This window comes from Actinomadura miaoliensis, from assembly GCF_039536785.1.
Classification (GTDB): domain Bacteria; phylum Actinomycetota; class Actinomycetes; order Streptosporangiales; family Streptosporangiaceae; genus Spirillospora; species Spirillospora miaoliensis.
Genome location: NZ_BAAAZG010000048.1, coordinates 48888 through 63255 on the forward strand (window position 1 = coordinate 48888; position 14368 = coordinate 63255).

Annotated in this window: 15 protein-coding genes; 12 read left to right on the forward strand and 3 right to left on the reverse strand. The window is 73.8% G+C overall.

Annotated elements, in window-relative coordinates:
* Positions 1-46 precede the first annotated feature (46 nt).
* The 8 genes from ABD811_RS31565 to ABD811_RS31600 all read left to right on the forward strand — a co-directional run bounded on the left by ABD811_RS31565 (position 47) and on the right by ABD811_RS31600 (position 8199).
* The gene (locus ABD811_RS31565; RefSeq protein WP_344955073.1) at positions 47-1507 is read left to right on the forward strand and encodes a DUF1990 family protein; all 1461 of its coding nucleotides are present in this window, start codon (positions 47-49) and stop codon (positions 1505-1507) included.
* Between the two features lie 35 nt (positions 1508-1542).
* Entirely contained in the window at positions 1543-2208 is a 666-nt protein-coding gene (locus tag ABD811_RS31570; RefSeq protein ID WP_344955075.1) for a DUF1990 family protein, read from the forward strand.
* Positions 2205-2597 (forward strand): hypothetical protein, encoded by a 393-nt coding sequence (locus tag ABD811_RS31575; protein WP_344955077.1) that lies wholly within the window; start codon positions 2205-2207, stop codon positions 2595-2597. Before ABD811_RS31570 ends, ABD811_RS31575 begins: the two co-directional genes overlap by 4 nt.
* Positions 2598-2720: 123 nt before the next feature.
* Entirely contained in the window at positions 2721-3818 is a 1098-nt protein-coding gene (locus ABD811_RS31580) for a Ppx/GppA phosphatase family protein (protein ID WP_344955079.1), read from the forward strand.
* Positions 3819-4019: 201 nt separating this feature from the next.
* Positions 4020-4814: a sigma 54 modulation/S30EA ribosomal C-terminal domain-containing protein gene (locus ABD811_RS31585; protein ID WP_344955081.1), complete on the forward strand. Its 795-nt coding sequence runs from the start codon at positions 4020-4022 to the stop codon at positions 4812-4814.
* A gap of 253 nt (positions 4815-5067) precedes the next feature.
* Positions 5068-6255: a glycosyltransferase family 4 protein gene (locus ABD811_RS31590; protein WP_344955083.1), complete on the forward strand. Its 1188-nt coding sequence runs from the start codon at positions 5068-5070 to the stop codon at positions 6253-6255.
* Between the two features lie 141 nt (positions 6256-6396).
* Positions 6397-6807: a hypothetical protein gene (locus tag ABD811_RS31595; RefSeq protein WP_344955085.1), complete on the forward strand. Its 411-nt coding sequence runs from the start codon at positions 6397-6399 to the stop codon at positions 6805-6807.
* A gap of 138 nt (positions 6808-6945) precedes the next feature.
* Entirely contained in the window at positions 6946-8199 is a 1254-nt protein-coding gene (locus ABD811_RS31600; protein ID WP_344955087.1) for a PP2C family protein-serine/threonine phosphatase, read from the forward strand.
* A gap of 7 nt (positions 8200-8206) precedes the next feature.
* On the opposite strand, the gene ABD811_RS31605 is transcribed toward ABD811_RS31600, so the two are convergent.
* Entirely contained in the window at positions 8207-9037 is an 831-nt protein-coding gene (locus ABD811_RS31605) for an MBL fold metallo-hydrolase (protein ID WP_344955089.1), read from the reverse strand.
* 186 nt (positions 9038-9223) lie between these two features.
* Between ABD811_RS31605 and ABD811_RS31610 the strand changes: the two genes are divergently transcribed.
* The gene (locus ABD811_RS31610) at positions 9224-9526 is read left to right on the forward strand and encodes a hypothetical protein (RefSeq protein ID WP_344955091.1); all 303 of its coding nucleotides are present in this window, start codon (positions 9224-9226) and stop codon (positions 9524-9526) included.
* A gap of 49 nt (positions 9527-9575) precedes the next feature.
* On the opposite strand, the gene ABD811_RS31615 is transcribed toward ABD811_RS31610, so the two are convergent.
* A complete protein-coding gene (locus ABD811_RS31615; RefSeq protein ID WP_344955093.1) occupies positions 9576-10886 on the reverse strand; it encodes a DUF429 domain-containing protein in 1311 nt (436 codons plus the stop codon).
* Here ABD811_RS31615 and ABD811_RS31620 point away from each other — a divergent pair.
* The 3 genes from ABD811_RS31620 (at position 10885) to ABD811_RS31630 (ending at position 13222) form a co-directional block, all read left to right on the forward strand.
* Positions 10885-11913, forward strand: coding sequence for an Acg family FMN-binding oxidoreductase (locus ABD811_RS31620; protein ID WP_344955094.1), 1029 nt, complete (start codon positions 10885-10887; stop codon positions 11911-11913). The genes ABD811_RS31615 and ABD811_RS31620 overlap by 2 nt on opposite strands.
* A gap of 2 nt (positions 11914-11915) precedes the next feature.
* Complete coding sequence (locus ABD811_RS31625) at positions 11916-12377, forward strand: pyridoxamine 5'-phosphate oxidase family protein (protein ID WP_344955096.1); 462 nt, start codon at positions 11916-11918, stop codon at positions 12375-12377.
* A 209-nt stretch (positions 12378-12586) separates the two neighbouring features.
* On the forward strand, positions 12587-13222 hold the full coding sequence (locus ABD811_RS31630; RefSeq protein WP_344955098.1) for an Rv1733c family protein: 636 nt from the start codon (positions 12587-12589) through the stop codon (positions 13220-13222).
* 145 nt (positions 13223-13367) lie between these two features.
* On the opposite strand, the gene ABD811_RS31635 is transcribed toward ABD811_RS31630, so the two are convergent.
* Positions 13368-14246, reverse strand: coding sequence for a universal stress protein (locus ABD811_RS31635; protein ID WP_344955100.1), 879 nt, complete (start codon positions 14244-14246; stop codon positions 13368-13370).
* Positions 14247-14368 lie beyond the last annotated feature (122 nt).

Consider the following 14368-nt stretch of genomic DNA (forward strand, 5'->3'; position numbering starts at 1 on the left):
TCCGGGGGCGGGCGCGACGACGGGCAGACGATCATCGGGGGGCGCCGTGCGAGTTCGTTGGCGGCAGCGCGTGCGGATGGTGCGCTGGCCCGTGGGGATCGGCCTGGCCGCGTGGCGGTGGCTGCGCGGTTCCCGTGGGGTGGCGCGGCGGCGGCTCCGCACCAGTGTGGTGGCCGAGATCGAGCGGATCCCGGAACGTGGCGGAGACCGGCTGCAGCATCCGCGGCAGGGCGCCGGGCCGGCGTTCCAGCGGCGCTACACCGTCCGGATCACCGGCAGCCCGCTGAGCGCCGAAGAGCTGATCGGCCGTTTGTGCGCCGACATCAACGCCGCGTCTCCGGTGGAGTTCGCCGTCTTCGACAAGACGTCGGGCGACGCGCGGTGCCTGGACGTCGGCGACGAGTACGACGTGCACATGCCGGGCCCGTGGAACTGTCCGGTGCGCGTGGTGGAACGCGAGCCGCGGTCATTTCGCTTCGCGACCCTGGAAGGTCACATCGAGGCAGGAGAGATCGAGTTCCGGGCGGTGAACACCCGGGACGGCGACGTGGTCTTCACCATCGAGTCATGGGCGCGCAGCGGTAGCCGCCTGGCGGACGTGCTGTACGACAGGCTGCGCATCGCGAAGGAGATGCAGCTTCACATGTGGACCCATTTCTGCTCGCGCGTCGCGGAGATGGCCGGCGGCCGGGTGACCGGCGAGGTGGAAGTCCACACCGAGCGGGCCGAGGTCGCCGGAGACAGCAGGCTGCACGCACAGCACCTGACCCAGCTCGCCACGACCGCTTTCACGCGGTTGTTCACCACGGCGGCGCGGCTGCGCGGCGGGCGGCCTCTGCACCCCAAGGGGCTGGTGTGCGACGCCACCCTGCTCCTGCACGGCACCTCCCGGCCCTGGGGCGTCTCGTTCCTGGACGACGCGGCCGAGCTGCGGGGGTTGGCGCGGCTGTCCCGGTCGGTGGGGCTGCCTCCCCCGCTGCCGGACGTGCTGGGGCTGGCGCTGCGGTGGAGGCAACCCGCGGACGTCTCGCCGGGGTCCGGCGGGGGTTCGCCGGACGGCGAGCCGGCCGTCGCCGAGCTGCTCCTGGCCACCACCGGGCACGGCCTGCTCGGCCGCCACCTGCCGCGGCCGGCGATCCGGTGGAGTCCGGCCTTCTACGGTTCCCTGTTGCCGTACGCGGCCGGTGACCGCCGCGTCTTCCTGGGCGCGGTCGCGCGGCGGCCCTGTATCGTCCCGGCCGGCGACGCCGCGCTCGCCGGGGCCGTCGGCGAGAGCCCCTTGCCGCTGGACCTGGTCATCGCGACCGAGTTCGGCTCGTGGGAGAGGTTCGGCGAGCTGCTGCTCACCGGTCCGGCGCGCAGCGACGACAGCGCACCGATGCGTTTCGCCCCGGCCCGGCACCAGATTCCCGGGCTGCCGCCGGCCGGGGCGCTGCAGCAGATACGGGGCCCCGCCTACGCCGCCGTCCGCCAGGTCGCCGGCCCCGCCGACGACGTCACACTCTGAGCGTCACACACCGTCAGGCGGAGAAGCTCGATGTCATGGGCGAGAACACGCGGGTTCAGCGACGACTGCGGCGGCTGCACGCCGAGCTGCGGCATCGGCCGATCAATTTCGATCCGCGGGAGGAACCCGGCGGCGACGCGGACTCCGGCTGGCACATCGACGACTACCGGCAGCCCCTGCCCGCCGAGCCGCCCGGCCCGCCGCTGCCCGACGGAAGCTGGGAGATCGCCCGTCGCCTCGTACGGGACTACGAGTTCGCCGATCCGGCCTTCATCCGGCACGCCTACGGCGGCGGCCGTCCCGCGGCGGGCCAGGACATGCTGCTCGAGGGCCGGTTCTACGGATTGCGGTTCTACCTCGGGGTACGAATCGGGGCGGTCGTCGACGGAGTCGTCGAGCAGGACGGGCGCCGGGCACGAGTGTGGGGGTGGAACTACCGGACGCTCGAGGGGCATCTCGAACGCGGCCAGATGGACCACGAGGTGCGCAAGTGGCTGGACACCGGTGAGGTGGAGTTCCACATCCACGCCTTCTCCCAGATGGCGCCCATCGCGAACCCCATCGTGCGCCTCGGCTTCGTGCTCTTCGGCCGCACCACGCAGGTCAGGTACCACAGGCGGGCCTGCCGGCGCATGGAGGAACTGACCAGGGCCGCGCTGGCCGCGCGACGGCGGGCCCCCGGAGGAGGAACGAGCCGATGACCACGGAACGCCAAGTCTTCCCCTTCCGGTTCAGCTCGGCGTACCGGGTGGCGGCGCTGCCGTTCGGCGTCACGTCGTCGTCCGCGTGCGTCATCGTGACGGAGGTCGCGCTGGAGATCCGGTTCGGGCCGTGGCGTCTCACCACGAACCTGGACAACGTCGCCGAGGCGGAGGAGGTCTCCGGGCCCTACGCCTTCCTGAAGACCGCCGGCCCGGCGCATCTTTCGCTCGCCGATCGCGGCATCACCTTCGCCACCAACCGCGATGGGGGCGTGTGCGTCCGCTTCCGCACCCCGGTACCGGCGATCGACCCCCTGCACCTGATACGCCATCCGACGGCGACGGTGACGGTGGCGCGTCCCGACCAGCTCCTGGCCCGGCTGAAATAGCGTTCGGCGGGCGCGGTCACCGTTCGAGGTCATGTCGGTTTCGGCCGGAGCCGGTCGAGGTTACGTCGCTGGTCAGATGCCGTGTACGGATAGGAAAGCGCTCCCCCGGGTAAAGCGCGCCACATGCGACTCGGTGTTCTGGACGTGGGATCCAACTCTGCCCATCTCAAGGTCGTCGAGGTGGACGTGGGACGGCCGCACCGCACGGTGGCGACGGTGAAGCACCCGACGCGGCTGGCCGAGGCGACCGGCGCGGACGGCACGGTCGAGCCCGCCGCGATCGGCCGGCTGACGGAGGCGATCAGGGGGTCGATCGGCGCCGCCGCGCGGCACGACGTCGACGAGCTGATCGCGTTCGCCACCTCGGCGGTGCGCGACGCCGCCAACCGGGACGAGATCGTCGCGCGGGTCACCGCGTCGACCGGGCTGCGGCTGGGCTTCCTGACCGGCCGGGACGAGGCCCGGCTGACGTTCCTGGCCGCGCGCGCCTGGTACGGCTGGTCGGCCGGGGGGCTGCTGCTGGCCGACATCGGCGGCGGCTCGCTGGAGATCGCCCACGGCGACGGGCAGGAGCCCACGACCGCGCTGTCGCTTCCCTTGGGCGCCGCACGGCTCACGCGCGAGCACCTGCCGGGCGACCCTCCGTCGCCCAAACGGGTGCGGCACCTGCGGCGGCTCGTCCGGCGGCGGCTCACCGAGGCCACCGGGGAGCTGGCCGCGCGACTGGCCGCGCGGCGGGACGATCCGCAGCCGATGCGGCCGCTCGCCACCTCCAGGACGTTCACCCAGCTGGCCCGGCTGACCGGGGCGCCCAAGCACAAGGCCGGCCCCTACGCGCGCCGGGTGCTGGACCGCGAGCGGCTGCGCGCGCAGATCCCGGTCCTGGCCCGCACCGACTACGCGGGCCGGGCGAAGCTGCCCGGCATCTCCAGGGCGCGGGCTCCGCAGATCCTGGCCGGCGCGATCGTCGCCGAGGCCGTCATGACCATCTTCGACATCGAGCAGCTCGAGATCTGCCCGTGGGCGCTGCGGGAGGGCGTCGTCATCCGGCGGCTGCAGGCGATGGCCGATCCGGCGGACGCCGACGACGAGACCGCGCGGCTCACCCAGTCGATCCTCCGCCTGCCGGCGCAGCGGGACCGCTCCCCCGTCGTCCCGCTGCACCGCTGCAGCCCCCGGCCCGTCCTTTCCGTCTCCCACGGCCGGTCCGACCTCGTGTGAAGGCGCGGCCCGGGCGCTCGGAACCCGGCGCCGGGGCCGCCTTTCGCGCGTGGCGGCCGTGCCGGAGATCGTCCCCTCAAGGTGGCCGACGGCCGGACGTCCCTCCGGGCGGTGACCTTCGGCCACTGTCCGGGCGGGTCCGGTGGGCCAAGGCTGGAAGCGAGCAAGGCGCGCGCCGGATCGCGGTGAGAGGGGAACGTCATGAATCGGCCGACGACCCAGGTCGCCCCCGAGGTGGCCGTGGAACACCGGGGAGCGGTGCCGGAAGGCTCCGCCGACTACGCGCGCGCCAAGGTGGCCGCGGTGTTCGGGCACGCGCCCGAGCCGGTGCTGTTCGCCCGCGCGAAACTGACCATGGCGCCGGACCCGGCGGTGGACCGCCCGGCCGTCGCGCAGGCCAACCTGGACGTCAACGGCCGCCCGGTGCGGGTGCAGGTGACGGCGGAGACGATGCGCGAGGCCATCGACCGGCTGCACGACCGGCTGCTGGCCAGGCTGGAGCGGATCGGCCGGCACGCGGAGTACCGCCGCGGCGGCCGGCCGGCGCCGGACCCCCGCGAGTGGCGGCACGGCGCCGAGCGGACGCACCGCCCGGCCTGGTATCCGCGTCCGCTGGAGGATCGCGAGCTGGTGCGGCACAAGTCGTTCACGCTGGCCACCGAGACCCCCGACGAGGCGGCCTTCGACCTGGAGACGCTGGACTACGGCTTCCTGCTGTTCGCCGACGTCGAGACCGGCCAGGACAGCGTCATCTACCGTGCCGAAGGGGGTTACCGGCTGGCCCAGGTGGCGCCGCGGCGGAGCCGGCGCGCCCCGCTCGCGGTCCCGCTGACGATCAGCGCCCACCCGGCGCCCCGGCTGAGCCTTCTGGAGGCGACCGAGCGGCTGGAGACGTCGGGGATGCCGTGGTTGTTCTTCCTCGACACCGCCACCGGGCGGGGCAACGTGCTCTACCACCGCTACGACGGCCACTACGGCCTGATCACCCCCGCGTAACCGCCCACGCAACGGCGAGCAGACGGCGCCGAGTCCGCGTCGCTAACTCTGTGTGAGAGCACGTCCTTGATCGGGTCGCCCGGAACGTGGCCCCGGGGAGCGCGCTGGACAGGGGCGGGCATGTGAGTGCGGCTCGCACACCGGACGTTTCGGCCTCAAATGTCGTGGAACATCCCGGCTGACCTGGGGTTTCGGTGAAGGAACGGCCAGGCCCGACGGCGCGCGAACGGCAGGGTGCGGAGGAACGGGGGCCATGCGGGTACTGCGTCTGTGCTCGGTGTTCGAGGCTCCGGTGACGGCGTTGTCGGGACGCGGGGTGCGTTTCGACCCCGCCGGGGGGATGCAGAACCACACCGCCCAGCTGAGCCGCGTCCTGGACGAACTCGGCGTGCGCCAGACCGTGGTGACGAGCAGGCCGCCGACCGCGCCCGCCACCGCGCCGTTCGGGCGCCACGGGACGGTGGTCAGGTTCGGCGTGCCGGTCCCGCGCTGCCGCCAGTTCTTCTGGCTGCCCGCCTGGTGGCAGGCGGCGACGCTGACCCGGGGCGTCGACCTGGTCCACGCGCACCTCGGCGAGGACCTGGCGATCGTGCCGCTGGCGATGCACGCGGCCGCGCTCGCCGACGCGCCCCTGGTGCTGACGATCCACTGCAGCCTTCGCCGCACGCTCAGGGTGGGAGGGCCGCGCTCGCTGGTGCTGAAGACGGCCGGCGGCCTCCTGGAGCGGTACGGCAGCGCCAGGGCGGACGCGGTCATCGTCCTGACCCACCGTCTCCGCCGTGACATGCCCTCCGCCCACGTGCATGTCATACCGTCCGGCATCGGCCGCGAGTTCACGACCGGGCCGAGGCGGCCGGTCCTTCCCGCGCACATCCCGCGTCCACGCGTCGCCTACGTGGGCAGGCTGCACCCGCAGAAGGACGTCGAGACGCTCCTGCGCGCCTTCGCGTCGCTGGGGACGGCCCACCCGGCGCATCTGGTGATCGTGGGCGACGGCCCCGAACGGGCGCGGCTGCGGCGCTCGGCCCAGCGTCTGGGCATCGCCGGCCGAACCCATTTCACCGGCTTCGTTCCGCACGAGGACGTCCCGAGCGTGCTCGACGACGTGGACCTGCTGGCCTACCCGTCCCGTTACGAGGAACTCGGCACGGTGCTGCTGGAGGCGATGCACTGCCGCGTTCCCGTCGTGGCCAGCCATGTCGGCGGTGTTCCCGAGCTGGTGCGGCACCGCCGCACCGGCCTGCTCGTCCCACCGCACGCACCGGCCGCCCTGGCCGCCGCGCTCCGCGAGCTGCTGGACGATCCCGTGTTGTCGCGGGAACTGGCCGGCGCCGCCCACGAGCTCGTACGCGGCTACACGTGGGAGCACCTCGGCGCCCGCGTCCTGGACGTCTACCGCTCGGTGCTGCTCCCCGCCCCCGCCGGGCACGTGCTCGCCTGACGCCGGGATCAGCCGGGTTCAGACTCTGGGAGCTGCGCGCACGGTGGCCCCATGATGACGTACTGCAACGATTTGATTACGATGCGTGTGTCGAGGTGGTCAGGAAGCCGCACCGCGGCCAAGGGGAGCGCGAGGTGTGCGATGGGCGTGATGGAGGACTTCCTACGGCTCCTCGGGCTGACCGCCCACGACGACCCCCCGCTGTACGGCGACACCTCGCGTCCGACCATGGGGGCGCCCAGGGCGCTGGCCATGGCGCTGGCCGCCGACCCCGTGGAACCGGCGACGGTACCGGCGGTGGGACGGCGCCGGCTGGAGCAGACCTTACGGCGCCTGCCCGACCGCTACCGCGACCGGCTCGGCCCCGCGGCCCTGCGGCAGGTCACGCGGGCCGCGGCCGGCGAACGCTGGGACAAGGCCGTCGACCACCTGGTCACGGCCCTCTGCCTGTGCGACGCGCCGATCACCGCCGCCGAGCGCCAGGAGCTTCGCGCCGTGCTGCGGGCGCTGGACAGGCCGACCGACCGGGTCGACGCCCTCCCCCGCCGGTGACCGGGGACCGCGCGCGGCGTCCGGTCCGGGCGGGACACCGGCCGTGAGCGGCCGCATGGCGTGGTGAATGCCGGGAATGTAGGGACCGAGGCGGGTTCCGCGCCCAGCCGCGGCCGCCCGTCCGGGGGACTGAGACCGATGGAGTTTGACCGGGACAACCAACTGCTCGGCGAGCTGCTCGACAGCAGCCATGCCATCTCGATGCAGCAGATCCCGGTGGTGGTGGCCGACATCGCCGGGCGGGCCGGCTACCGGGACGCGCTCATCTACCTCGTCGACATCCAGCAGAGCGTGCTGCGCCTGCTGAGGGGACGCGACGAGGAGGAGCTGCCGCACGCCAGGTGCGCGCCGGGCGAGATCCGCGTCGAAGGGACCCTGGCAGGACGGGCGTTCCAGAACGTCGCCGGCGTTCAGGGCCCCACGGCCGACGACGGCGGCACCGTGTGGTGGGTGCCGATACTGGACGGCATCGAACGGCTGGGCGTCCTGAAGATCGTCGTGCCCCCCGGGGACCGGGACGTCATGCCCTTTCTGTGGCGCCTCGCGGGCCTGGTGGGGCTGATCGTCGTCAGCAAGCGGCCGCTCAGCGACACCTACGCGAAACTGATGCGCAGCCAGCCCATGACGGTCTCCGCCGAGATGCAGTGGCGGCTGATGCCGCCGCGAACCTTCGCCAACGACCGGGTGGTGATCGGCGCGCTCCTGGAACCGGCCTACCAGCTCGGCGGGGACGCCTTCGACTACGGCCTGGCGGGCGACATCGTCCACCTGGCCATCTTCGACGCGATGGGCCACAACACCACCTCGGGGCTGACCTCCAACCTGGCCGTGGCGACCTGCCGCAACAGCCGCCTGCAGGGCGCCGACCTGCTGGGGACCGGCGACGCGATCGAGAAGATCCTGGAACGGCAGTTCGCCGCCACCAGCTACGTCACCGCGCTGCTCGCCGAGCTCGACTCGCGCACCGGCCTGCTGTCGTGGACCAATCACGGCCACCCGGCGCCGGTGGTGATCCGCAACGGCCGCTGGGTCACCACCCTGGACTGCCCGCCGACCGCCCCGCTGGGCACGGGGCTGGGCAGCGACGCCGCGCTGTGCCAGGAACAGCTGGAACCCGGCGACCGCATCCTGCTCTACACCGACGGCATCGTCGAGGCCCGCAACAGCCGCGGACAGGAGTTCGGCCTGCACCGCTTCGTCGACTTCATCATCCGCCGCAACGCCGACGGGCTGCCCGTCCCGGAGACGCTGCGCCGTCTCATCCGCAGCATCCTGGACCATCACGCCGGCCGGCTCGACGACGACGCCAGCGTGCTGCTCCTGGAATGGCGGGGGCCGGACGCCCGCATCCCCGCCGGGACGAGCCCCGCGCGACTCGCCACGAAGTTGTGACGGAGCGCTAGTGGTGCGCGGGGACGAGCTGGAACTGCTCGCCACGGCGCAGGTAGCGCACCCTTCCTTCGAGACCGCGCCGTTCGACCTCGCGCTCGAAGTCCGACAGGGGCGACTTCATGACGGTGTAGTCGTCGTAGTGAACGGGGATCGCGGTGGCGCACCGCACCGTCTCCAGCCACTCGGCGCCCTGCCGCCCGTCCATGGTCACCGTCAGCAGCCCCATCAGCCGGGTGCCGCCCAGGTGCACGATGCCGACGTCGATGTCCGGATAGCGCCGCCCGATCTCGGCGATCCCGTCGTACATCAGCGTGTCGCCGCTGATGTAGAGCCGCAGGTCGGGCGGGCCGCCGCGGGGGCCGAACTCCAGCAGCGAGCCCATCACCGGCGGCAGCAGGCGCCGCAGCTGACCGGGCGCGTGCCGGCCCGGCATGGCGGTGACGCGCACCATCCGGTCGCCCTTGACCAGTTCGTGCGGCTGCCAGGTGCGCAGCCCGATCGCCTGGCCGAATCCGCGGGCGCGCAGGGTGCGCGCGGCGGCGCCGGTGGTGAGGATGGGCAGGTTCCGCTCCAGGTTCCGCTCGGCCACCCTGTCCCAGTGGTCCTCGTGCAGGTGCGACAGCACCACGCCGTCGAGGTCGGGCAGCTCGTCCACCGTCAGGGCCGGGTCGCGCAGCCGCGTGGTGGTGATGCCGTAGCCGAGGTGTGCGCGCTCGCCCCGGCGCAGGAAGTTCGGGTCGGTCAGCAGCGTGAAACCGCCGCAGCGGATGATGGTGGTGGCGTTGCCCACGAAGGTCACGGAGTTGCCGGGCCGTGCGCCCGCCGTATCGCCTGTCATGGCTTCCCCCTAGCCATACGGTCGCGTCCGCACCCCCTACCCCCAAACTCCGGCATCTCACCCCGGGGCGGGAACGGCGGGCACGCCCGCTTCGTTCGAAAACGTGCCTCCGTCGCCGTGGCGGGTAGGACCCGGGGTGTCGACCGTTTCGGATGCCGGAACACCTGCTCAACGAGGAGATCGGCCATGACGGCTGCCACCGGGCATCGCACCCACCGCGAGCACTCGCACGTCCACGGCGAGGGATGTGGGCATGTGGCCGTCCCGCACGACGACCATGTCGACTTCCTGCACGACGGGCACTTCCACGTCCTGCACGAGGATCACGTCGACGAGTGCGCGCCGAAGGGGCACATGGCCCACAAGGAGCACGAGCACCAGCACGGGCCCGGCTGCGGACACGTCGCCGTCCCGCACGACGACCACGTGGACTACCTGCACGACGGGCATCGCCACGCCGCCCACGAGGGCCACTGGGACTGCCACTGACCGCCGAGCGGGCCGGCCCCGGCGTCCCGGCGCCGGGCCCGGCGGCGGTTCAGACCCAGATCGCGCACGGCAGGCCGTCGGAGAAGACCTGGGGCGGGTCGGGCAGGGACCTGGCCTCCCCCCGGGCCACCCGGCGGGCCGTCCACGCGGCGGCCGCGGCGTCCAGAACGTCGTCGGCCCCGGCCAGGGCGCCGGGTTCGCCGAGGTCGGCCGGAAGGTCGATGCCCTGACGGGCCAGGAGCGCGGCGCGCTGCCGCATCCCGGCCCATGACTTCTTGCCCGCGGTGAGGGGGCCGCCCGACAGCGCGGCCATCTCGGCGAAGCACACCTCGGGGTGCGCCTCGACGACCCGCGTCCCGGCCCGGCGGATCCACCGGTCGACCTGCAGGATCTTGCCTCTGAGCGCGTAGGACTGGGCGGAGATGCCGGTGCCGCAGATCCGCCGGCTCTCCCTGGCGGCGGTGGCGTAGTCGGCGGCGCGCAACGCGGTTCTGACCGGTGTCATGAACACCGACGCCCACCGGGGCCCGGCGGCCTCGCGGGCGAGCTCGTCGGCGCGGCGCCGGCCCGTGTCCGCCAGGCCGATGGGGATGTCGACGGCGATGACGTCGAGCGGTGCGTCACGGGCGGCGGTGGCGGCCAGGTCGCCGATCTCCGTGGCGTGGCAGGCGATCGGCGCGCCGCCGGTCAGGACGACGCCGATCCAGCCCGTCCGGCACGCGTCCACGCCCATCACCCGGAAGCGGTCCACCGCTTCATGATGCGCCGACGACGAGAGCCGGGGCACGTAGACGTGCGGGAGGCCGGGCAGCCGCCGCTCGCCGCGGGCGGCGACGACCTCCTGCAGCGTGGCGGCGCGGAAGATGGTGGCCGTGCCGGTCAGCACCAGGGCCTTGCCGCCCAGCCGCCGCACGTCCCGCGCGTACCGGGCGTACTCGTTGCGCTGGAACATGCCGACCAGTCCGCCGCCCGGCTTGCCGGTGAACGTGCCGCCCACCGCGGCGTGGCGGCCGCTCGCCAGGTACGCCAGCCCGTGGCGGACGAACCCCGGGTCCAGCGCCGAGTCGGCGTCCATCACCATGATCGCGTCGTGGGGGCCGAGGATCGGCAGCAGCCGGTCCAGGACCTGGTTCAGGGCGCCGGCCTTCTGGTGCCGGTTGTCGCGCGTGCCGACGCCAAGCCACGTGGGCGCTCGGCGGTCCCGGATGGCTACACGGATCGATGACCGGAAGTGGCCGCTGCGGACATCCGAAACATGGCGGCGCCGGGACGTACGGCGCCCGAAATGAGTCGTTCGCCCCTTATTGCGAAGGGCGACGGTCGATGTACTGGGCCTGTAGTCGGCACGAGGAGTCAGCATGGAACCGAGGTGGCCGCGGGTCCGGAACGTCTCCGAGACGCCGGCGGAGGACGTCCGGCGGGCGGTCGAAGCCGCGGTCTGGGCACCGTCGGTGCACAACACCCAGCCCTGGAGCTTCAGCCACCGCGGATCCCGCATCACGTTGCGCGCCGATCCGGACCGGCGGCTCGGCGTCGCCGACCCCACCGGCCGGGAGATGGTGATCAGCTGCGGCGCGGCCCTGCTCAGCCTGCGGGTCGCGGTCCGGTGGCTCGGATACGAGCCGGAGGTGCGCCTCCTGCCGGACCCGGACCGTCCCAACCTGCTCGCCGACGTCATCCTCGGCGCCCGGATCGCCGAGAACGACGACGACCGGCGGCTGTACGACCAGATCCGGCGGCGGCGCACCCACCGCGGCGGTTTCGTGCCCGGTCCCGGCGTCTCCCCCGCCCTGCAGGCGAAGATGCGGCTGGAGGCGCAGCGGGAGGGCGCCGGGCTGCTGGTCGTCGAGGACCCGCACGCCCTGCGCGTCCTGGCCGCGCTGACGGAGGCGGCCGAGCACCTGCAGCAGCTCGACGCGTCCTACCTGCGCGAGTCGGCCCGCTGGGCGCCCCGGCCGGGCACCTCGCGTCCGGAGGGCGTGCACGAGGAGGCCTATCCGCGGCGGGAGCGGCGCACCGAGCCCTACTTCCCCGGGCGCGACTTCTCCCGCGGCCAGGGCTGGGGGTCGGCCCCCGGCGCCGGCGCGGGGAGCGCGCAGGAGCAGGTGACGGGCCTGGTGATGCTGATCACCACGTCCGGGGACGCGCCGGGCGACTGGCTGCGGGCCGGGCAGGCGCTGCAACGAATCCTGCTGCGCGGGGCGCAGGAGGACGTCTCGGCCGCCTTCCACACGCAGGCCCTGGAGATCCCGGAGCTGCGCGCGCTGGTCCGCGGCCGGTTCTGCCGGGGCCGGCACCCGCAGATGCTGCTGCGGCTCGGCAGGGCCGAGGCCGCGCGGGCGAGCGTGCGCCGCCCGGCCGAACAGTCCATGATCGAGGACTTCTGACGATGCCCGGCGGACAGGAGCCGATCCAGGTGCTGGACCGCGAGACCTGCCTGGTCCTGCTGGGCGGCGTCCCGATCGGCCGGGTCGCCTGGGCCGACGACCGGGGCCGGGTGACGGTGCTGCCGGTGAACTTCGTGCTGGACGGCGACACCGTCGTCTTCCGCAGCGCCGCGGGCGCCAAGCTCGCCGCCGTCGCGGCGGGACGTCCCATCACCTTCGAGGCCGACGACGTGGAGCCGGCCCTGAAGACGGGCTGGAGCGTCGTGGCCGAGGGCCCCGCCACGATCATCACCGACGCCGACGAGCTGCGCCGGCTGGAGTCCCTGCGGCTGGCGCCGTGGGCGCCGGATCCCAAGCCCGACTACGTGCGCATCGCGATCCGCCACGTGTCCGGCCGCCGCCTTCCCCTGCATCCGGGCGGCGTGTACGTCGAACACCTCTACCCGGGCGAGAAGTCCATCTAGCGGTCGCGACGGCCGCGGGGGAGCGTGCCGGCGCCAGGCCGGCCTCGCCCACCGTCCCCGGGCAGGAACACGGCCCCGCGACCGCGGCGAAGGTTTCGACTGCCCGGCCTCCGTGGGAAGAAGCCTTTCGGTCCGCCGGGGCAGGGCACAAAGCCCCTCCCGGCCCGTGCCGCCGGCTTCTAGCGTCGGTGAGGACCGAGGGAGGAGCCATGCGACGATCACATCCGACCCGCGCCGGTGCCCGGCCGCGTCCGCTCGCCCGGGTGCGCCCGCTCGTCCGCGGGCTCGTCCGCAGGCTCGGATTCGGCCACAGCGACCTGCGGCGTCCCGTCGACCGCGCGCAACGCGCCGTCGGCGTCGCGCTCGTCGTCGTGTTCCTGGCACTGGCGGCGCCGCTGGCGGTCTGGGCGGCGGGCCACTCCTACCGGACGGGCCTGCGGGACGAGGCCGCCCAGAAGGTCGGCCGGTACCCGGCCGTGGCGACGATCACGCGGCGTCCGGCGGGCGCCGTCGCGACCACCGGCGACCAGTCGCCGTCCACGGTCTGGGCGCGCTGGCGCGCACCGGACGGAACGGCCCGTAGCGGGGAGATCCCGGCGTGGCCGTCCGCCGGCAAGGACGGCTCCCGGCGCATCTGGGTGAACGCCTCCGGAGACCTCGTCGGCCAGCCGCTGCGGCGAGAGCAGGTCGTGGTGAACGCGGCGCTGGCCGCCTGCTACTCCGTCATGGGCGTCGGCGCGCCCCTGGCGCTCGTGTACACGCTGACCCGGCGCGTGTGCGACCGCCGTCGCGCCGCGTCGTGGGACAGGGCGTGGGAGCAGCTCGACCGCCGCTACGCCGGTTGAACCCGCCCTCCTCGTCTCCTCCTGCCCGCCCGGCCCGGGCCTGCTCGGCCCGCAGGGCGCACGAGTCCCACAGGTGCCACCGCTCGGCGTGGTCGCCGGTCAGGTCGGTGGTGTCCTGGTCGTCATCACTTCCGGCATCGCCCGGTCATCCCTCGCGGGTCTCGCCTGTCTCGGCGTGGGTGGGCTGGACGATGGCGACCGAGCACGGCGCGTGCTGCAGCAGGGCGCTGCTGGTGGCCCCCAGCAGCAGCGGGTCGACGGTTCCCCGGCCCCGGTTGCCGACCACGACGAGATCGGCGTTGTCGGCCGCGTCGAACAGGGCCTCGCGGGGCGGGTCGAGGACCAGCGACGTCCACGCGTCGACCTGCGGATAGCGCACCCGGTAGGGGGCCACGGCCCGTTCCAGCCGGGCGCCGCAGACCCGCTTGAGCTTCTCGTCGTCGTGGAACATGTCCAGCTCCTCGCGCGGCACCGCGCCCGGCTCCCAGCAGCCGTACACCGCCAGCAGGCTCCAGCCGCGCAGGGCCGCCTGCTCGAACGCGAAGGCCAGGGCCGCGTCGCCGCCCGCCGAGCCGTCGACCCCGGCGACCACGCGCCGGTGACCGGTGGCGGGGGCGCGCACGACGACCACGGGGCAGCGGGCCCGGGCCGGGAGCTGGAGCGCCGTCGAGGCCACCGGCAGGCGGGCCTGCTCGTGCGAGCCGATGACGATCACCTCGGCGTCGTCGCCCGCCGCCAGCAGCGCCGCGTACGCCGGTCCGTCCGTGAGCCGCCCGTGGATCCGCACCCCGGGCGCGGAGCGCTCGGCCAGGGCCACGCCGTGGTCCAGGACGTGCTCGCCCATGCGCTTGACGATCGCCGCGCCCTCGTAGTCGATGTGGCTGATGGGGTACGGCCAGCGCCAGGAGTGCACGACGGTCAGCGGCAGCCGCCGCAGCCGGGCCTCCGTCGCCGCCCACCCCACCGCGTATGCGCTCTGCTTGGTCCCGTCATAGCCGACGAGCACGTACGAGCCCCTGCTCATGGCGCCTCCCGGTTCCGTACGTCCTCGTCCCATCGCATCCCCGCGTCCGAGACCCGCCCCAGAGGCGAAAGGCCCGAGGTGAGGGGGACCTCCGCACGCCACCGGACGCGTGCGGGCAGGCG